18 protein-coding genes and 1 riboswitch are annotated in these 19,659 nt (G+C 52.3%); of the genes, 10 read left to right on the top strand and 8 right to left on the bottom strand.

The genetic code is table 11. The features are described from left to right. Positions 1-10: 10 nt before the first annotated feature. Complete coding sequence (locus ACFQO0_RS15505; protein ID WP_382236400.1) at positions 11-1,441, top strand: efflux transporter outer membrane subunit; 1,431 nt, start codon at positions 11-13, stop codon at positions 1,439-1,441. A 48-nt stretch (positions 1,442-1,489) separates the two neighbouring features. Here ACFQO0_RS15505 and ACFQO0_RS15500 read toward each other — a convergent pair whose 3' ends face one another. From ACFQO0_RS15500 to ACFQO0_RS15485, 4 genes are all read right to left on the bottom strand, one after another. Beyond that, entirely contained in the window at positions 1,490-2,779 is a 1,290-nt protein-coding gene (locus ACFQO0_RS15500) for a purine-cytosine permease family protein (protein ID WP_382236526.1), read from the bottom strand. Positions 2,780-2,831: 52 nt separating this feature from the next. Continuing rightward, positions 2,832-2,934: riboswitch (TPP riboswitch) on the bottom strand. Positions 2,935-3,267: 333 nt separating this feature from the next. After that, positions 3,268-4,077, bottom strand: coding sequence for a phosphate/phosphite/phosphonate ABC transporter substrate-binding protein (locus tag ACFQO0_RS15495; protein WP_382236397.1), 810 nt, complete (start codon positions 4,075-4,077; stop codon positions 3,268-3,270). A gap of 140 nt (positions 4,078-4,217) precedes the next feature. Next, entirely contained in the window at positions 4,218-5,030 is an 813-nt protein-coding gene (locus tag ACFQO0_RS15490) for a phosphate/phosphite/phosphonate ABC transporter substrate-binding protein (RefSeq protein WP_382236394.1), read from the bottom strand. Between the two features lie 352 nt (positions 5,031-5,382). Then, complete coding sequence (locus tag ACFQO0_RS15485; RefSeq protein WP_382236391.1) at positions 5,383-5,541, bottom strand: DUF3309 family protein; 159 nt, start codon at positions 5,539-5,541, stop codon at positions 5,383-5,385. A gap of 252 nt (positions 5,542-5,793) precedes the next feature. Here ACFQO0_RS15485 and ACFQO0_RS15480 point away from each other — a divergent pair, with 252 nt between their 5' ends. From ACFQO0_RS15480 to ACFQO0_RS15460, 5 genes are all read left to right on the top strand, one after another. Beyond that, complete coding sequence (locus ACFQO0_RS15480; protein ID WP_382236388.1) at positions 5,794-6,294, top strand: LapA family protein; 501 nt, start codon at positions 5,794-5,796, stop codon at positions 6,292-6,294. Positions 6,295-6,397: 103 nt separating this feature from the next. Continuing rightward, positions 6,398-6,811, top strand: a complete 414-nt coding sequence (locus ACFQO0_RS15475) for a flagellar basal body-associated FliL family protein (protein ID WP_382236385.1) — start codon at positions 6,398-6,400, stop codon at positions 6,809-6,811. A 59-nt stretch (positions 6,812-6,870) separates the two neighbouring features. Further along, complete coding sequence (locus tag ACFQO0_RS15470; protein ID WP_382236383.1) at positions 6,871-7,134, top strand: DUF1289 domain-containing protein; 264 nt, start codon at positions 6,871-6,873, stop codon at positions 7,132-7,134. A 148-nt stretch (positions 7,135-7,282) separates the two neighbouring features. Continuing rightward, positions 7,283-8,950 carry a peptide chain release factor 3 gene (locus tag ACFQO0_RS15465; protein WP_382236523.1) on the top strand — a complete coding sequence of 556 codons (1,668 nt, stop codon included), beginning with the start codon at positions 7,283-7,285 and terminating at the stop codon, positions 8,948-8,950. Between the two features lie 180 nt (positions 8,951-9,130). Further along, the gene (locus ACFQO0_RS15460; protein WP_382236380.1) at positions 9,131-10,465 is read left to right on the top strand and encodes a TAXI family TRAP transporter solute-binding subunit; all 1,335 of its coding nucleotides are present in this window, start codon (positions 9,131-9,133) and stop codon (positions 10,463-10,465) included. Positions 10,466-10,503: 38 nt separating this feature from the next. Here the strand turns inward: ACFQO0_RS15460 and ACFQO0_RS15455 are convergent, their stop codons facing one another. Both ACFQO0_RS15455 and ACFQO0_RS15450 read right to left on the bottom strand, forming a co-directional pair. Beyond that, positions 10,504-10,968 carry a rhodanese-like domain-containing protein gene (locus tag ACFQO0_RS15455; protein ID WP_382236377.1) on the bottom strand — a complete coding sequence of 155 codons (465 nt, stop codon included), beginning with the start codon at positions 10,966-10,968 and terminating at the stop codon, positions 10,504-10,506. Positions 10,969-11,045: 77 nt separating this feature from the next. Next, positions 11,046-11,435, bottom strand: coding sequence for a hypothetical protein (locus ACFQO0_RS15450; RefSeq protein ID WP_382236374.1), 390 nt, complete (start codon positions 11,433-11,435; stop codon positions 11,046-11,048). Positions 11,436-11,596: 161 nt separating this feature from the next. Between ACFQO0_RS15450 and glnA the strand changes: the two genes are divergently transcribed. The 4 genes from glnA to ntrC all read left to right on the top strand — a co-directional run bounded on the left by glnA (position 11,597) and on the right by ntrC (position 16,430). Further along, positions 11,597-13,012, top strand: coding sequence for a type I glutamate--ammonia ligase (gene glnA / locus ACFQO0_RS15445; protein ID WP_112991945.1), 1,416 nt, complete (start codon positions 11,597-11,599; stop codon positions 13,010-13,012). A gap of 202 nt (positions 13,013-13,214) precedes the next feature. Beyond that, positions 13,215-13,700 carry a DUF4124 domain-containing protein gene (locus tag ACFQO0_RS15440; protein WP_382236371.1) on the top strand — a complete coding sequence of 162 codons (486 nt, stop codon included), beginning with the start codon at positions 13,215-13,217 and terminating at the stop codon, positions 13,698-13,700. A 73-nt stretch (positions 13,701-13,773) separates the two neighbouring features. Next, the gene (gene glnL, locus ACFQO0_RS15435; RefSeq protein ID WP_382236369.1) at positions 13,774-14,847 is read left to right on the top strand and encodes a nitrogen regulation protein NR(II); all 1,074 of its coding nucleotides are present in this window, start codon (positions 13,774-13,776) and stop codon (positions 14,845-14,847) included. 65 nt (positions 14,848-14,912) lie between these two features. Next, complete coding sequence (gene ntrC / locus ACFQO0_RS15430) at positions 14,913-16,430, top strand: nitrogen regulation protein NR(I) (RefSeq protein WP_382236366.1); 1,518 nt, start codon at positions 14,913-14,915, stop codon at positions 16,428-16,430. A gap of 168 nt (positions 16,431-16,598) precedes the next feature. Here ntrC and ACFQO0_RS15425 read toward each other — a convergent pair whose 3' ends face one another. Both ACFQO0_RS15425 and ACFQO0_RS15420 read right to left on the bottom strand, forming a co-directional pair. After that, positions 16,599-18,461 (bottom strand): chemotaxis protein CheA, encoded by a 1,863-nt coding sequence (locus ACFQO0_RS15425; protein WP_382236520.1) that lies wholly within the window; start codon positions 18,459-18,461, stop codon positions 16,599-16,601. An 8-nt stretch (positions 18,462-18,469) separates the two neighbouring features. Then, a complete protein-coding gene (locus tag ACFQO0_RS15420; protein ID WP_382236363.1) occupies positions 18,470-19,273 on the bottom strand; it encodes a protein phosphatase CheZ in 804 nt (267 codons plus the stop codon). Positions 19,274-19,659 lie beyond the last annotated feature (386 nt).

Genomic DNA, 19,659 nt, shown 5'->3' with positions numbered 1-19,659 from the left:
AATGACAGTCATGACTTCACGTTTACATACAAGCCGCTTCAATTTTCGACGCACGCGTCTCGCGCTGGCAGTCGCTGTTGTGTTCGCACTCAGTGCTTGCGCGCACAACATCGATGCCAGCAAGCCTGATGTGGAAATTCCCGCCACATGGGCCGAGGCGGCACCTGCCGGTGTGGAGTTGCAACGCGACTGGTGGCGCGGGTTTGGCTCTGCGGAATTGTCTGGATTGATCGATCAATCGCTGGCCGGCAGTCCGGACCTGATCATTGCAGCAGAGCGCGTAACGCAAGCGGAAATCGCTGCACGCAGTGCCGGAGCATCGTTATTCCCCTTGTTGACTGTGAGCGCCAGCACCGATACCGGCCAGGTCAAGCCGGGGCCGAATGGCAGCGGCTGGAGCAGAAGTGAAGCGACCGGGGTTGCGCTCAGCATCAATTACGAAGTGGATGTATGGGGGCGCGTGGCAGCGGTGACACGCAGCGCGAATGCATCGCTAAACGCGACTCGCTATGACCTGGAAACCGTGCGTTTGACACTGACCACCGGTGTGGCAAATGCCTACTTCCAGACCCTTGCCTTGCGCATGCAGTTGCAGGTAGCGCAGGAAAATCTGGCGATTGCAGAAAAGTTGTTTGCCATCGTTGAGGCGCGTTATCGTTTCGGTGCGGCTTCTGCACTGGATGTCAGCCGTCAACGCAGCACGGTATTGGCACAACGCGCCACCATCTTGCCGCTACAGGTGCAGGAGCGACAAACCGTCAGCGCCCTGGCAATTCTGCTGGGTCGTCAGCCGCAGGCTTTGCAAGTGGCAGCCCGCAGTCTGGATACGTTGGCCATTCCTGAAGTCAGCGCCGGCCTGCCATCGACGCTGATCACACGCCGTCCCGATGTTGCGAGCGTGGAAGCGCAACTGCTGGCTGGTTCCGCCAATGTCGCTGCCGCACGCGCAGCCTTGTTGCCGACGATTTCGCTGACAGGCGCTGCCGGCAATTCAAGTGCGGCCTTGCTGGCGCTGGGTGATCCGACTTACAGCATAGGCATCGCCGCATCGATAGTGCAAACGCTGTTCGATGGCAATCGTCTGCGCCTGCAAGTCGAAACCAATGAATCCACGCGCCGTCAATTGGCGGAAAGCTATCGCCGCACTGTCTATACTGCTTTGAAAGAAGTGGACGATGCGCTCGGCAATGCGACGCGCAATCGCGATCAGGAACAATCGCAGATCGAGATCAGGAAAGAAGCCTTGCGTGCATTGAGCTTGTCCGAGTTGCGCTATCGCGAAGGTGCGGATGACTTGAACAGCTTGCTCGATGCACAGCGGACCTTGTTCACGGCTGAGGATAGATTAACGCAACTGAAGTTGCTGCGCCTGACCGGCACCACCGATGTCTTCAAGGCGCTCGGCGGCGGTTGGAACAAGTCCCAGGTCGAAGCGCGATAGTTGACTGCGGTTGATGCAGCATGCCATCAACCGTTCGCCCGAGGTTCGTTACGCGGATTGCACAGCAGGTGCGCGTGTAATCCGATACATGGTTCCCAGCAGCAGCGTGATGGCCAGACTAGGAAGCGCAGAACCGACTTGCGGCCACAGCATAGGGCAGATGTGGAAGGCTGTGATGCCGATTAACCAGATCGCAACCGGCACGATATTCACGGCTTTATCGGTTGCGCGTCCCTGTTTCGCCAATTGCGAAATGACCACGCCGAACAAGGGGACGAATACCGAACTGAGTGTCAGCAAAAACGGTTCCAGTCCGTGCATCGGCAGTATCAGTGCACAGCCGGTAGCGACCAACGCAAGTGCAATTCCCCAAAAGCGTATTGTGAATTTTCCATTCAGAAAGTTGAGCGAAACCGAACCGGAATACACATCGCCGTAGGCGTTATCCATTTCATCAATCAGTATCAACCCCAACGCAATCAAACCGCCTTGCGCCAATAATAAAGTCGTCATCAGGTCTGCGCCCGGGTTGGATGTGCTGACGATCAATACACCGAGCGCATGGCACCATATATTCGCTATGGCAAAACCCAGCCACGTGCCGCGGAAGGTGCTTGCTCCTGCCTTGCCGTAACGGGCAAAATCGGCGACCAGCGGCAACCACGAAACCGGCATCGCCATCACCAGATCTATGCCCGCGAGTGTGCTCATGGAACCATCGCCAGCCCTGTTCCAGATCGCATCCAGACCTTGTGCCTGTGCTTTCAGGAAGAATTGGTAGGTGAGCCAGATCAGCGACAGGATAACCAGTGGCAGGCCGTAGCGACCTACAAAGCGCCGGACTAGGCCGATCATGGAGCCGGTAGCGAGTGCTACCAGTAACAAGCCCCAGAAAATTGCCGTGATATAGGGAATCCACGCGGCATCGATGCCGGTAGTACCTTTAATCAGTGCTGTCGTACCGTCGCGCATGACGACCAGTTCAAATGCAGACCAGCCTATCAATTGAATGATATTCAGGATGACAGGCAATTTTGCGAAAGAGGTGCCAAGAGTCTGGCACATCAAGATCGGGCTGGACAAGCCGCGCTGGAATCCGATGTACGCGACCCAGCCGAGCAGCGCAGCACCCAATAGCGAACCTGCAATGATCGCAAACAATGCAGTTTGTGTACCGAGCGCAGTGCCAAGGAAGGCGCCGATCTGCATGACAAGCAAGCCAACGCCCAGGCTGAACCAAAGCGCAGCGTGATCGCGGAACGAGAATACCCGTTCTGCAGCCGGAATCGCTATGAAGGCGGTATTGCTTGCTGCAACGGGATTGTTTGTTAATGCCATCATCTTCTTTCAAAAGGATGGCAGGTCAGCCGGTTCTGCGCCGTGGAGGACGGCGATTGATCGCATGCTTTCCTGCGCGAGGATTACCTCAATCAGGTTCAACGGGTATCTCTCACCCGCGCATGTTTTTCCGCGCAGGACCCCGAGCCAGGTATTTCAAAACTGGGCGCTACTTTGATCTAAAAATTAATTATAGGCAAGCCATACGTGGCTATAACTGCTATCTGCCACGTCATGGATCAGATGAAAGGATTCTTGGAAAGGAAGGAAAGAGTCGGGCTGCACAATGAAGCAGGGAGGGGGAGCAGCCCGACGGAAATACGAAGTACTGTATAAAAAAACAGTATAAGGCTACCGTCTTTAAAAGTCACGTGTTAATGTTGCTGTCGGAATTGCTGGCTCATGAAGCCGCTTTAAATAAGGACAGGAAGAAAAACGCCCCGCTGAAAGCGAGGCGTGGGCAGGTGATACCACAGTCAAGTTCTTGATTACAGGCCCAGACGCTTAGTCGCTTCATCCATCACTTGCGTATTCCAGGGAACAAAGCCGGTCATGCCTATTTTGGACAATGCATTTTTACCAGCTTCATTTTCAGACAAGTTGAGCAACAGGTTTTTGAGTTTTTCTCTATCGGATTCGCTGAGCTTCTTCGATGCGAGGAATTGTTTTACTGGAATCGGTTTAGTTTCAGCCAGGACGCGCCCACCTTTGGCGACCCATGCTTTTGCGACTGCTGCAGACCCAGTGACACCAGCCTCAACAAAACCGTTTTCGATCATGAACGGCACTGCATCCTGATAGCGAGTGGCGGTAAAGAATTTTTCAGGTTGCTGGAAATTCAGTTCGCGCAGATTGGCAGTAAACATCACCGTGGTAATTGAATCCAGCGATGGCACACCGATTTTTTTGCCGCGCAGATCCTGCATGGTTTTCAGCGGTGATGCATTGGATACGAGTATGCGGGCACGATAATCGGTAAAGCCCTTGGCGCTGGCCAGACCTTCATAGTCATTCTTCTTGACTGCCTGCAGACCGATATGTGCCGCGTGTATGAAGGCGATGTCAAATTTGCTTTCCGCCAGGCCTTTCGCAAAGTTCGTGCTATCTACGCTTTGCAGTTTCACGTTTTGCTTGAGTTCTTTCGCAAGCAATTGCAACAGGGGCTTGTAACGTTCGCTTGCAGGGCCACCGTCCTGATATGTGACACCTTCGTTGACAGCAAGGACAAGATCTTGCGCGTAAGCAGAAGTGATGCTGGCGACCAGCAGGGTCGTTGCTAAAAGAGAGGTCAGTTTCATAAGCTGTTCTGGATGGAAAATTTCAAATATAAGCATGCCGAAAACCGGGCTCGGCGTAAGTTGGAATTTTGGGGTGAAAAAAACGCATTGCAGAAGCAATGCGTTAGGGAGGGTAAGCGCATGAGAGCGCTTGCCGATTCTTACAGGCCGAGTCTGGCCGCTGCTTCATCCATTACTTGTGCATTCCACGGCACGAAGCCGGTCATGCCGATTTTGGATAATGCATTTCTGCCGGCTTCATTTTCTGACAGGTTGAGCAACAGGCTTTTGAGTTTTTCTCTATCGGATTCGCTGAGCTTCTTCGATGCAAGGAATTGCTTGATTGGCATAGGCTTGGTTTCTGCAAGGATGCGACCGCCTTTGGCAACCCATGCCTTTGCTACGCCGGCAGAACCGGTGACTCCCGCTTCAACAAAACCGTTTTCGATCATGAATGGCACCGCATCCTGATAGCGGGTGGCGGTGAATAATTTTTCCGGTTGGGGGAAGTTCAGTTCACGCAGGTTAGCAGTAAACATGACTGTGGTAATCGACTCGACTGATGGCACTCCGATTTTTTTGCCGCGCAGATCCTGCATCGACTTAAAAGGTGAGGTGCTTGCCACCAATACACGTGCACGGTAATCGGTAAATCCTTTGGCGGTTACCAGACCTTCGTAACCATTCTTTTTGACGGCCAGCAAACCGACATGGGCCGGGTGTATGAATGCAAGATCGAACTTGCCTTCGGCCAGGCCTTTTTCAAAGACTGAATATTTGTCTACGGATTGCAATTTGATGTTCTGCTTGAGTTCTTTCGACAGCAATTGCAGCAAGGGTTTGTAGCGCTCACTAGCGGGGCCGCCGTCCTGATAAGTTACACCTTCGTTAACTGCAAGGACAAGATCTTGTGCCGCAGCGGAATTAATGCCGGCCGCCAGCAATATCATTGCCAACAAAGATGTAAATTTCATAAAGGTCGCTCCGTTTGATTATTTTTCTAGGGTAACTAATTGTAGAGGGAATGTTACATTAAGCAACCAAAAGCAAAGGAAATTTCTTGGTTCGCGTGACAAAAACGCACATTAATTTATTTGATTTATATGAATAAATAGGGTTTTCTGCCATCACTGCTGACAGCGTTTGACGGACAGTATTACGCAATGAGAATGAGTTGCAAGACGCAGGGATGACGACAGCGACAGAACGTCGATGTCATGCATTAGCTGAGGATTTTAGAATTGAAACAAAACATGGCGCAGCATACACATGCATTGCGCCATGTTTCCAAGTTGCGGTGATGCGGATTCGATCAAATTTAGTCGGTCAAATTCGTCCGGTGATCAGCATGATGAGCAGGATGACGACAAGCAAGCCGGTAATGCCGCTGGGAGCGTAACCCCAGCTCCGACTATGTCCCCAGGTTGGCAGGGCGCCGACCAGGATCAATATCAATACGATGAGCAGGATTGTTCCGATAGCCATGATTTTTCCTTGTAATAGTTATAGTGCGAGCAAGCGCTAAATCTGTTGGCGAGTTCAAGACAAGCTTGAGCGTCGTGACCTCAGCATAAGAGACCCTGCACATTCCCACTGTGCGTTGCCGTACAAACAATTCTCACAGCATGCGAGACAATCTTTACTCCATCTGATGTCCTGCTTTTGCCGTGCGTTGTGTATCAAACTTGTTGCGGCGAGCCCTCACTTCTTGAACCTCACATTGAAAGCGCGCACATCATGCAAATTCGCACATTGTTATTCGTCATCATTCTGGCCGCGATCGCGACCTTGGCTGCATTGAATTGGACCACCTTCAATACGCCGACTGACCTTTGGTTGGGAGTTGCGACCGTGCAGGCTCCGCTAGGCTTGGTCATGCTCGGGTTAACGGCCTTGCTGGCGGCATTTTTTCTGGCATTGTTTATCCAGTTGCAGTCTTACTCCTTGCTGGAATCGCGTCGCCATACCAAAGAACTGCAAGTGCAGCGTGAACGCGCCGATCAGGCCGAGGCATCGCGTTACACGGAGCTGCGTCAGTTCGTTGAATTGGAAATGCGCGCCATCGACAAGCAGAACCTGGAATTGCGCGGTACCGTGCTCGATCGTCTGGATCGCCTGGATACGGGCATTGCCACAGCTATCGAGCAATCCGGCAATACCGTTGCGGCGCACATAGGCGAACTGGAAGACAGGCTGGAGCGTGGTAACAATGGCATAACGCCGAACCGCTTGGCGTGACGGTATGAATGACTCAAATTTATTTCCTTGCGGAAATAAATTTGAGTGTTCTCCCGGAAACATCGGTTAAACTACCGGCAATTCAACCACTCCGGGCATCATCATGGCCAAAGCCAGGCAAGTCGATACGAATGTCATCATCATCGGTGGCGCTTTTGCCATTGTCTTGATCGGCTTGTTGTCGGTTTGGCTGTATTTTTCGTACAGTGCCCGTCCAGTGTCGCCGTCTACCTATGCCAGCTTCGGGCCGGTGGTGGTGCGCAGCACAGAGTTTTCCATCAAGGCGACCATCGCAGTACAGACGCGCAAGGAAGATGCGGACTGGCTGGCCAATCATAAAAAAGAATTGAATTTTGCATTGCAGGGCGCATTGGCGAATGTCGATCCCAAGCGTTTGCGTGAACCGGAAGGCATCAGTTACGTGCAAACTACGCTGCGCGATGCGGCCAATACCGCATTAAATACCCGAAATATCGAAGAAGTGCTGCTGACCGACTTTATTGTGCAAGCACAGTAATTTTTGCCGGTTTGGTGGACAATGTTGGTTCTATCGACAGAATCACAGACACTTTGGGTATGAGCCACATAGACAATTCAGTAGATCTGGCTTCAGATCATCCTTCAAACAAGTTGGCAAATGATGCGCCTGCCCAGCCGCGCAAAGACGTGTTGCGACCGGATTCTCCTTGCGCCGGTTATTGCTCAACTTCGCATGGCGATGAAATTTGCAAAGGCTGCGGCCGTACTTTTGACGAAGTAATTAACTGGATCATTTACGACGAGGCTGAAAAAGCCGTCATCTGGGCCAGACTCGAAGCAGCCGGCTTGGTAAAACGATAAGCGTTTCTGCTCATGCAATGCGTGGGCTCCATTGAAGTATCGAAATCCATCCTTATTCCATAGCCACATTAGACTTCAGGGCCAAGAGGCGGTAGACTTTAGCCCTTTTCGCAAGGGCTATTCCATGTCCACTACGCCCGCAACCCTCATGTCCGATTCCGCAACACCTGATTCCCAGATCGATACAGGACCTGACGTCGAAATACGTTCCGTTTCCGCCGACCTGATCGAGCGCGAAGTTGCGCGCCGCCGCACCTTTGGCATCATTTCTCACCCGGATGCGGGTAAAACCACGCTGACTGAAAAGCTGTTGCTGTTCTCGGGCGCGATCCAGCTTGCCGGTACCGTCAAGGGACGCAAGAGTGGTCGCCATGCGACCTCCGACTGGATGGATATCGAAAAGCAGCGCGGCATTTCCGTTGCCAGCTCGGTCATGCAGTTTGAATATCGTGACCATGTCGTCAACTTGCTTGATACACCTGGCCATCAGGACTTTTCTGAAGATACCTATCGCGTATTGACTGCAGTCGATTCCGCATTGATGGTGATCGATGCCGCAAAAGGTGTGGAAGAACAAACGATCAAACTATTGAACGTTTGCCGCATGCGCAACACGCCCATCATCACCTTCATGAACAAGATGGATCGCGAAACTCGCGATCCGCTGGAATTGCTGGATGAGCTGGAATCGGTGCTGAAAATAGAATGCGCACCAGTCACGTGGCCGATCGGCATGGGCAAGAATTTCCGCGGCGTGTATCACTTGCTGCGCGACGAAATCATGTTGTTTGCACCAGGCAGCGAGAAGGCGGATCAAACCTTTGAAGTAGTCAAAGGTATCGACAATCCGCGCCTTGCGCAAATGTTTCCGCTGGAAATCGAGCAGTTGAAAATGGAAGTTGAACTGGTGCATGGCGCTTCGCATCCGTTCGAACTGGATGCCTTCCTCAACGGCACGCGTACGCCGGTCTTTTTCGGTTCTGCGATCAATAACTTTGGTGTGCGCGAAATTTTGAATGCGTTGCTTGACTGGGCGCAGCCGCCGCGCGAACGCGACGCCACCGTGCGTTCAGTCAAGCCGACAGAACTGCCGTTCTCCGGTTTCGTTTTCAAGATTCAAGCAAATATGGATCCGGCGCATCGCGATCGCATTGCATTCTTGCGTGTGTGTTCCGGTCGTTTTCAGCGTGGCATGAAGGTCAAGCATTTGCGTTTGAATCGCGAGATCAAGGTGTCCAGTGTCGTCACCTTCATGGCGTCTAGCCGTGAGCAGGTGGAAGAAGCGTATGCCGGCGACATCATCGGTTTGCCGAATCACGGCAATATGCAGATCGGCGACAGTTTTTCTGAAGGTGAATTGCTGCAGTTCACAGGCATCCCGTATTTCGCGCCGGATTTCTTCCGCGCAGTGCGCATACGCAATCCGCTGAAGATCAAGCAGTTGCACAAGGGTTTGCAGCAGTTGGGTGAAGAGGGTGCGATCCAGGTATTCAAGCCAGTCAATAGCAGCGATCTGATTTTGGGTGGCGTGGGTGTGCTGCAGTTTGAAGTCGTCGCCAGTCGCTTGCTCAATGAATATGGCGTCGATGCCGTTTTTGAAGGCACCAGCATCAGTAGCGCGCGCTGGATTACCTGTGACGATAAGAAGATGCTGGCTGATTTTGAAAAGTCTTCAGCTGGTCATAATCTGTCGCATGATGCGGCCGGCAATCTGGCTTACCTCGCCAGCTCGGGCGTCAATCTGCGCCTGACTCAAGAGCGCTGGCCTGGCGTGACTTTCCACGAAACACGTGAGCACGCGGCCAAGCTAGGCTGATTGACATGCATATCGTCGAAAAGCTTCGGCGGTATGCAGTACTTCCTCTATCTCCGCACCACCACCGTATTCCTGCGCACGTCAGCGTGCCGGCAACTTGCTTCGTTCGCCAATTCTTGGCATCGTGTGTTTGCTCGATTGTACTGTTGAGTGGGTTGCATATTCGCTACCAGGATCATCATGCCGAAAATATTCAAGTTCACTGAGTTCTCGCTACGCGATCTGATTGTCACGGCCGGCCCGATGACGGTGTTGATTATTGCGGTCTGCTTCATTGCTTACAAACTGGTCGATCCGGCGCCGCCCAGGCAGGTGACCTTGTCGACCGGGCAGGAAAATAGTGCTTATGATGAATTTGGTAAAAAATATGCGGAAGCACTGAAAAAATTCGACATCAATGTCACCTTGAAGCCATCGCTGGGATCACAGGAAAATCTGCAACGGCTCAACGATCCGGATTCCGGCATCGATATCGCATTTGTACAAAGCGGCTCGACCGAACATGCCGATGCGGAACGCCGAGGCTTGGTATCGCTCGGCAGTTTGTTCACAGAGCCAATCTGGTTGTTCTACCGTGCCGATAGAAACATCAGGGAGCTGGTGCAACTTAAAGGAAAAAGAGTTAACGTGGGACCGGAGGGCACTGGTGTACCCAAGTTATTCAAGACCTTGTTGTCAGTGAACGGGATTGAAGCTGGCGATGTAAAAATGGGCGCGCTGGAAAATACGCCGGCAACGGTGGAGTTGGTCGAAGGGCGGATTGATGCGCTGGTTTTCAGTTCGGCGCCAGATGCCTTGTTGATTCAGATGTTGCTGCAGACACCGGGAATCAAGCTGTTTGATTTCACGCAGGCAGAAGCGTATTCAAGGCGTTTCCCGTATTTGTCGCATGTGGTTTTACCACGCGGAATAGTTGATCTAGGACGTGACTTGCCACCCAAGAATTATCATTTGATTGCACCGACTGCAACCCTGGTTGCGCGTCAAGACATGCATCCGGCCTTGGTCGATTTGTTTGTGCAGGCTGCGGCCACGATTCATGGTGGCGCAGGCTGGTTCCGCAAGCAGGGCGAATTTCCAAATGCCAGTTATACGGAAATCCCCGTGGTGGCTGAAGCAGAAAAATTCTATCGCGCAGGGCCGCCGTTTTTGCAGCGCTACATGCCCTTCTGGCTGGCGAATTTTTTCGAGCGTATGTGGGTGGTGATCGTCGCGCTGGGTGCATTGATCCTGCCCTTGTCACGCATCCTGCCGCCGCTCTATGTATGGAAAGTGCGTTCGCGGGTGTATCGCTGGTATGGACAGTTGCGTACGGTTGAGCAATTGATCGAGGAGGTGCCGGTCGACAAACGCGCGACGGTTTATCCTGCGCAATTACGTCGCTTGAATGAAATCGAAGAGAGGGTCAACCAGATTTCAATTCCGCTGTCGTTCGCTGATGAGTTGTATCGCTTGCGCAGCAATATCAATCTGGTGCGCAAGCGTATTCTGGGGCTCAGCGAAACAAAGACGTAACCGACGCGATCGTGACGGCAGGATTGACTTGCGTTGCCTCAGGCGCCTATCCACGGTAGTCCGGCCTTGCACCAGCCATTGACGGTTTTGCGATGACCGTCGGCGTCCTTCTCGCCTTCAAATCCTTCCAGTATGTCGAAACAGTGTGCATAACCGTGTTCAGTCGCCAGCTTGGCTGCATGGCGCGATCGCACAGCGCCGCGGCACAGGAATAGCAACACGGTATCTTGGTCTGCGATTTGTGCAAGCTCCTGCAGGAAATTTGGATTCGGCGCGCCGCCCGGATACAGATTCCATTGCACGGCAACATGCTGTTCCTGTGCGACATTCACGCGACCTACCCAGTCGCGTTCTGCGTGGGTACGCACATCAACCAGCTTGACCTTGGGATCGCTTTGCAACAGCGCATAGGCTTCCTGTGGGGTTACTGCGCCGGCATACGGTAATTGATTGCTTTGCGCGCGTGCGTGCGCAGTAGCGAGAATGTCTGCAGGTTTTGTCATGATGCGGGTCTGAGGTGAATGATGCTTTTAATTATAGATGAGTGCTTGTCGTCTGTATCTGACGAGCCCGCGTGCATTCATTGTTGCTGTTCGCCTCCGTATCTAATGACCAGATCAATGCATGCTTGGGACGCGCCGGAGCCTTCTTCCTGGTTTGGCGCCGCTTCTAATTTTTTTTCGATTTTGAGTATTAAAGTACCTTCCATCTCGGATAGGTGACTTTGACTGAAATTGTTACCATTGATCGACACAGTATCTGACGAGACAACTGCAGATATTGTGGCAAATGATGGTGCTAAGGCTTTATTGGTGATGATTGCACCAAAAAAATGCATTTCATTGATCCAAAAATAAAGTTGCACTAAATATGTGCAAATAGATCGTTGCGCACGATTTTGGTGATATTTAAGGGCCGTTCCAGATTTACTTATTTGCTTGCTAAAACACGTTTGCAGGATAAGAGGCAAGTTGCTCCAAGGAGGTGCGACGGGCGCATTATTCGTGCGGTTGATGGCATGGAATCTGCTATCATTTCGGGCGAGTTATGGTCGCACGCTGTTAAGGCACACGCACGGCACACAACCCATTAACTAATTTGTATCACTTTGCTCAATTTTAGGAGATTCGCATGGCAATGACGGCAGCAGAGGTCTTGAAGATGGTGAAAGACAACGAAGTCAAATTCGTTGATTTTCGCTTTGCTGACACACGAGGCAAAGAACAGCACGTCACCGTGCCAGTTTCGCATTTCGATATGGACAAATTTGAATCCGGTCATGCATTCGACGGTTCGTCGATCGCAGGTTGGAAAGGTATCGAATCATCCGACATGTTGTTGATGCCGGATCCAAATACCGCAAACATCGATCCATTCTTCGAAGAAACCACATTGTTTATGCAGTGCGACGTGATTGAACCGTCGGACGGCAAAGGTTACGACCGTGACCCACGTTCGATCGCCAAACGCGCTGAAGCGTATTTGAAATCGTCCGGCATGGGCGATACCGCTTACTTTGGTCCTGAACCAGAATTCTTCATTTTCGACAGCATCCGCTGGAAAATCGGCATGGACGGCTGCTTCGTCAAGATTGATTCGGAAGAAGCATCATGGTCGACCGGCGAAAAACTCGAAGGCGGCAACACAGGTCACCGTCCTACAGTTAAAGGCGGCTACTTCCCAGTACCACCAGTCGACAGCTTCCAGGACATGCGTTCGGAAATGTGCTTGATCCTGGAATCGCTCGGCATCCCGGTTGAAGTACATCACCACGAAGTTGCTGGTGCTGGTCAAAATGAAATCGGCAGCAAATTCTCGACTCTGGTTGAGCGTGCTGACTGGACCCAGAATCTGAAATATGTTGTTTGGAACGTGGCGCATACCTACGGCAAAACAGCGACATTCATGCCAAAACCTATCGTTGGCGACAACGGTTCGGGCATGCACGTTCACCAATCAGTCTGGAAAGACGGCAAAAACCTGTTCGCAGGCGACGGTTATGCTGGTTTGTCTGATTTCGCTCTGTACTACATCGGCGGCATCATCAAACATGCTAAAGCGCTGAACGCAATCACCAACCCAGGTACCAACTCGTACAAACGTTTGGTCCCAGGTTTTGAAGCGCCAGTTAAATTGGCATACTCGGCACGTAACCGTTCTGCTTCGATCCGTATCCCTCACGTTTCGAATCCAAAAGGTCGTCGCGTTGAAGCGCGTTTCCCAGATCCACTGGCAAACCCATACCTGTGCTTCGCAGCATTGCTGATGGCAGGTTTGGACGGCGTTCAGAACAAGATCCATCCAGGTGAAGCAGCATCGAAAGATCTGTACCACTTGCCACCAGAAGAAGACGCGTTGATCCCGACCGTTTGTGCTTCGCTGGAAGAAGCTTTGGATCACCTGAACAAAGACCGTGAGTTCTTGACTCGTGGCGGCGTGTTCAGCGACTCGATGATCGATGCTTACATCGAACTGAAAATGCAAGAAGTTCAACGCTTCCGCATGACAGCTCACCCAGTCGAATACGATATGTACTATTCGCTGTAATCAGTCTTCGGATAGACGCCGCTGGTTCGGGGCGAAATAAAGCGGGGGAAGCGCAAGCTTTCTCCGCTTTTTTATTGTTCTGTTGGCTATAGATAAATTGATGTGTTGCGGGCGGGCAGTAAATTGACGTTCAATGTTTGTCAGCAACTGTTTCTTGTCCTAAACTAAGAGCCCCGGTTTAACAGTTTCAAAAAGAAAGTTTATGAAACGTCAACTCGCTCTTCTTTTATTCTTTGTCGCCGCTATCCCCGCGCTTCCAGCTTTCGCCCAGAGCGAGGTATACCTATGTGTCGACAGTAATGGCAATCGTGAATACAAAAATACTGGTGCCACCAAAGGCTGTAAAAGAGTTGATCTGCCCGGTGTAACCACCGTTCCTGCAACGATCTCCAAAAAACCTGTGACACAAACGGCATCCTCCAAGCCGACCGATTTCCCACGTGTGAACGATACCGTACAGAAGGCGCGTGACAGCGATCGCAAGCAGATTCTGCAAGATGAAATGCGAACCGAAGAGCAAAAACTGGCGGGACTGCGCGGCGAATACAATAGCGGTGAGCCGGAACGTCGCGGCGATGAACGTAATTACGCCAAGTATCAAGAGCGTACCGCTGCGCTCAAGGACGATATCGCGCGTACGGAAAAAAATGTAGAAGCATTGAAACGTGAGCTCGGTAACCTGAAGTAAAGCACCGAGCAAGATCGGTACGATGTTTGCTAGGATTAGGCCGCATTATGCGGCTTTTCTTTTTTGGATTCCTGTGAAAAAACCTATCATTTCTTTTGGCGGCCTCGATCTGCTTGCATCTGCTGTGCTGTTGCTCAACGCGGAAGGTCGTATTTCTTATGCCAATCCCGCAGCAGAAAACCTGCTGGAAAGTTCAAGCAAGGCATTGGTCAATCACAAGCTGACTGACCTGTTCCTCAATAATGAGGATTTGGAAGAGGTATTTCAGCAAGCGTTGCAACACCAGTTTGCTGACAAGCGGCAAGACCTGACGCTGGAACGGGTAGGCCGTGAACCCTTGCAAGTGCATACGGTGGTCACGGCACTCGACGATCCGGATGCGCCTGTATTGATTGAGTTGCGCGAAAACGTACAGCAACTCAAGCTGGATAGAGAAGAGCGCCTGATCGATCAGAGTCAGGCCAACAAGGAGTTGATCCGCAACCTTGCGCATGAGATCAAGAATCCGCTCGGCGGTATTCGCGGCGCGGCGCAATTGCTGGAGCTGGAATTGCCGGAGCGCCATCTGAAGGAACTGCGCGAATATACGCAAGTCATCATCAAGGAAGCTGATCGATTGCAGACTCTGGTGGATAGATTGCTTGCCCCGCATCGCAGCCCGCATATCGTAGGCGACGTGAATATTCACGAAGTATGCGAGCGTGTACGCAGTCTGATCGTTTCCGAATTTCCGAATGGCTTGAAGATCAAGCGCGACTACGATTTGTCTGTACCGGAATTTCGCGGCGACAAGGAACAACTGATACAGGCGGTGTTGAACATTGCACATAATGCCGCGCAAGTGCTTTCGTCCCGCACGAAAGCAGGGGATGCAGAAATCACGATTCGTACCCGTATCGCCCGCCAGGTGACGCTGGCCAAGGTGCGATACCGGCTGGCATTAGACTTGCATATCATTGATAACGGACCGGGTATCCCGCCAGACATTCAAGACCGTATTTTTTATCCGCTGGTTTCTGGCAGGGATGGCGGTAGTGGATTGGGGCTGACGTTGGCGCAGACATTTGTCCAGCAACACATGGGCGTAATTGAATGTGACAGTCGGCCAGGATATACGGACTTCAGAATTCTGATTCCATTGCCGTGACAGTATCAAAATGTCTTGGCAGTGCATCAATAACTTTGCAATATGACTGCGGATATTAAAACTATATGAAACCAATCTGGATTGTTGACGACGACGAATCGATCCGCTGGGTACTTGAAAAAGCACTGGCCCGTGAGAATCTGGCAACCAAGAGTTTTTCCAACGCACGCGATGCGATGGAAGCGCTAAAAACCGGTGCACCGCAAGTACTAGTATCCGATATACGCATGCCAGGCGAAACTGGGCTGGAACTACTGCAGGCTGTCAAAGCCAAGCATCCAGGTCTGCCGGTTATCATCATCACCGCGTTCTCCGATCTGGATTCTGCCGTGGCAGCTTTCCAGGGCGGCGCGTTTGAATACCTGGCCAAACCTTTCGATATCGACAAGGCAGTTGAACTGATACGTCGTGCATTGGAAGAAAGCCTGCGTGAAACCAGCGTGGAGCAGGCTTCTGCAGAAACGCCGGAGATTCTCGGCCAAGCACCGGCAATGCAAGACGTTTTTCGTGCGATCGGCCGCCTCTCGCAATCGAATGTAACGGTGTTGATCACCGGTGAATCAGGCTCTGGTAAAGAACTGGTTGCGCGTGCCTTGCACAAACACAGTCCGCGCGCATCGCAACCCTTCATCGCATTGAATACCGCAGCGATTCCAAAAGACTTGCTGGAATCGGAATTGTTTGGTCATGAGCGCGGCGCCTTTACAGGTGCGCAGGCTTCACGCCGCGGTCGTTTTGAACAGGCAGACGGCGGCACCTTATTCCTTGATGAAATCGGCGACATGCCTTTCGATCTGCAGACGCGTTTGCTGCGGGTGCTATCGGATGGACATTTTTATCGCGTCGGCGGTCATCAACCGCTGAAGGCGAATGTGCGTGTTATCGCCGCGACCCATCAAAATCTGGAACATCGCGTACGCGAAGGGCTGTTCCGTGAAGATTTGTATCACCGTCTGAATGTGATTCGCCTGCGTCTGCCGAGCTTGCGTGAACGCCGTGAAGATATCCCTATCCTGACCCGTCACTTTCTTGCACAGAGTGCGAAGCAACTGGGTGTTGAAGTCAAACGCATGTCGGAAGGGGCGATGCAGTTTTTGACCAACCTAGAACTGCCGGGCAATGTGCGTCAACTGGAAAATCTGTGTAACTGGATTACCGTGATGGCACCCGGTCAGACGGTAGAAGCCAAGGATTTGCCGCATGAGTTGACCGAAGGGCAGACATACTCTGCCTCCACGCCAGCGATGCCGACGACAAGTGGCGCGCCTTACGTGGGACTGGAGAATGATACTGGTGCCGTCAGTACCGGTATGCCGCAAACGTCTGCGTTCCCTGTTGGCATTCCCGCTGAACATGTTAACTGGATTTCATTGCTGGAAACCGAGGCTACGAACTTGCTGGCGGCAGGGCAACCGGAGGTGATGGACGCCTTGGGACGTCAGTTCGAGTCCACCTTGATCAAGATGGCATTGAAACATACGCATGGCCGCAAGAATGATGCTGCAGTACGTTTGGGTATAGGTCGCAATACCATCACGCGCAAGATTCATGAGCTGGGTATCGACGGCGCGAAAGACGATTAATATTTTGTTGATTTTCTGAAGATATTCTTCAACTACCTGACTAAAAAGGCCCGGATTAGTTAAAACTAATCCGGGCCTTTTTTATTGGTCGCTGAATCTGTGGCGGTATGAACGTTCAAATTTTCAAGCAGACATCTATGCCGGATATCTGTTTGGAATTTCCACGCTTTACGCCGCCAGTTTTGCCGTGGAGCGACAGCCTTCCAGCAGGAAGGACAAGCCAACCACCAAAACGAGTTCGCCTTCAGCCGAGCGCGCCGTGCCTGCAATACCCGATACGGTAATCGCTGTCATTGGCTTGATCACCAGATCTGCGGTCCCTTCGACTGCGCCTACCGACAAAATGTAGGGTTGTGGTGCAGCGATGACGATACCCACGCGTTCTGTCGCCAATTCATAACCGAGTGAACCGGCCAGCGACCGAACTGGCAAAGGACGACCCTGATCACGCAACACGGGAGCACCGCCTACGTGTTCGAATTCTTCAGGTAATTCCACTACACGTTGCACTACCGCCATCGGCAGGGCCAGAGCTGCATCGGAGCTGCGCACCAGCATAGTCGGCACAATCGATAGCTCGATCGGCAACCGGATCGAGAAGCGGGTGCCGACGCCCAGTTTGGAATCAATGGTGATGGCACCACGATGTTTTTCCACCGCCGTTTTTACCACGTCCATGCCGACGCCACGACCGGATACGCTGTTGGCGACTTCCTTGGTGGAGAATCCCGGCAGGAAGACGAGCTGCAGCATTTCTTCTATTGTTTGCGCCGCGCCGTCATTGATCAAGCCTTTGGAAATCGCCTTGGCGCGCAATTGTTCACCATCCATGCCTTTGCCATCATCGGAAATCTCGATCATGACGCTACTGGCTTCCTGCCAAGCTTTAAGCAGAATGACTGACTTGGTCGATTTGCCGTTGGCAGTGCGTGTTGCGTTATCTTCGATGCCGTGATCCAGCGAGTTGCGCAGCATGTGGACCAAGGGATCGTACAAACTATCGACGACGACGCGGTCGACTTCGGTGTCTGCACCTTCGATTTGCAGATCGACATCCTTGCCCAGATCTTTTGCCAATTCGCGCACCAGGCGCGGGAATTTTTGAAACAGTTTACCTACTGGTTGCATGCGTGTGGATAGCGTTGCCCGTTGCAATTCGGTCGAATAGCGGGAAGCGCGATTCAGTGTTTCCGCCAAGGCGGCCATCAAGGTCGCGGCCTGGCCTTCTACCGGGAACTGCGCCAGTTTTTCGAGCAGTACGCTAGCCTGATTGGCTGCCTGCACGGATTCTCCGGCAACTTCCAGCAATGCATCGAGCTTGACTGCATCCACGCGTATGCTTTCTTCCTTGACGCTGGCCGCCGCTGCTGGTTTGTTTTCACCTCGTCTATCGATGCCATCCCAGCCGCCTTTGGCTGCAGCATCTTTCGCCGGTGCTGCGGCAGTTACTGCCGCCGATACTGCAGGAGCGTTGCTGGTAGGTGCACTTGCTGTTGAAGTTGCCGGAGCCGCTACAGCGGTACCGGCTGGAACGACCGCCAGATAAAGCGCATTCCAATCCAGGCCATCTGCTCCGACAGTCGGTGCTGCTTCCTGCGATATGGTGGCAACCGCTACCGTAGCGACTGTCGCCGCAGGTGCTGCATCCTCACCTGCGATTGCACTGTTGAGAATATCTTCAAGCGCATTCGGCATAGCTGGCAAACTACTCGGGTGTGCGCCGTTTGATAGTGCAGTTAATTGATCGGCAACGAAACCGCTGGCTTGCAATGCCGCTTCAATGGCGATGGGTGTCACGGGGACTTCGCCGGTGCGCAAGGCATCAAACAAATTTTCCGTCAGATGGCAGGCAGATACCATGGCCGGCAGATTCATGAAACCTGCACCGCCCTTGATGGTGTGGAAGGATCGGAAAACGGCGTTGAGGGTATTCAGGTCGCCAGGATTGCGTTCAAGGCTGAGCAAATGTTCCTCTACATTGGTTGCGAGTTCGAGTGCCTCGACAACGAAATCCTTGAGCATGTCGTCCATGTCATCCATCAGAACCCCAGATCGGCAAGAAGGTCGTCGACGTCGTCCTGCACCAACGCAATGGTCGGTGCCGACGGACCGTTCATCAATTCGGCTGGTACATCGGCTGCAGTTTTGGCTTCCGCACGTGCGGCCTTGATTTCGGGCGGCGCATTGTCGCGCAACAGCTGGGCCAATTCGGTTTCGACCTTGTGCGTGATAGCGACGATTTTCTTGATTAATTGACCGGTTATGTCTTGGAAGTCTTGCGCCATCATGATTTCCAGCAGGCGGGCTTTTTCTGCCTCGGTAACTTCGGCTACCTTCTGTGAGAACTCACGTGAGTCATTTGCCAGCGTTTTGAATTCCTCTACGCCGAGTTTGCCGTCGAACAGTTGGCCCCAGCGTGCATCCATATTCTTTGCAGTCTTGGATAAGACATCTTGTTCAGGCATGCCGATATCGATGGCATTCAAGACCTTGTTGGCAGCCTGCTCGGTCAGTGTGGCGACGTATTCGAGACGACCCTGTGCGTCGGAGATTTGCGATGCGACATCTGTCAGCGAGCGGTCGTAGCCTAGCTCGCGCAAGGAGTCATGCAGCAAGCGGACGATACCACCCAGGCGCTCATACATTGGTTTATCGGACGCGTCTTCGGCATTATCTTCAGTCACAGCAGAAGGCGGAGTCGCAGCGGCGGGAGTGACAGTCGGCGGTGTGGGTGTCGCTATTGGCGCTGCAGTGGCTGCTGGCATTGCCGGGGCGACGGTTTCTGTACGCTGCGCGGAAATTTCTTCAAAAAGTGCATCAAAATCATCTAAATCGCCGCTCATCTAATTCTCTCCGTCTCGTTATCCATATTCAACGCTTGTTTTTTAGGAGTCTTCATCCTGTTGGAATGGCGTGAGCAATGCACGATCTTCGTGTGCAAGATTGCGATGTTGTCCGTTCCATACAAACAAGCTGTATGTGGGCAAGCATTTTGCCTATTTACCTGAAGCAATAATACCCAGATTTAGAGGGGGCGCATAGATATTCGATGCAAGTTGGCGACGTAGCGCAACAATTGCAAATTTTGGTTAAAAGAGATCGGAATTCGCAGCGTGTTATCGGAATTTTCTTGCTCGCCGGCATGAAGTGTGAGGCATTGTTTCGACAACAAAGGGCGGCTAGTGGGGGCTGAACAGCGTCGCTGTCGTTTGACGCGATTTGCCCTCGC

The sequence above is a fragment of the Herminiimonas aquatilis genome (genome assembly GCF_042665175.1).
Classification (GTDB): Bacteria; Pseudomonadota; Gammaproteobacteria; order Burkholderiales; family Burkholderiaceae_D; genus Oxalicibacterium; species Oxalicibacterium aquatilis.
Note: the sequence above shows the minus strand (reverse complement) of the source record. Positions and strands in the feature narration are given on the sequence as shown.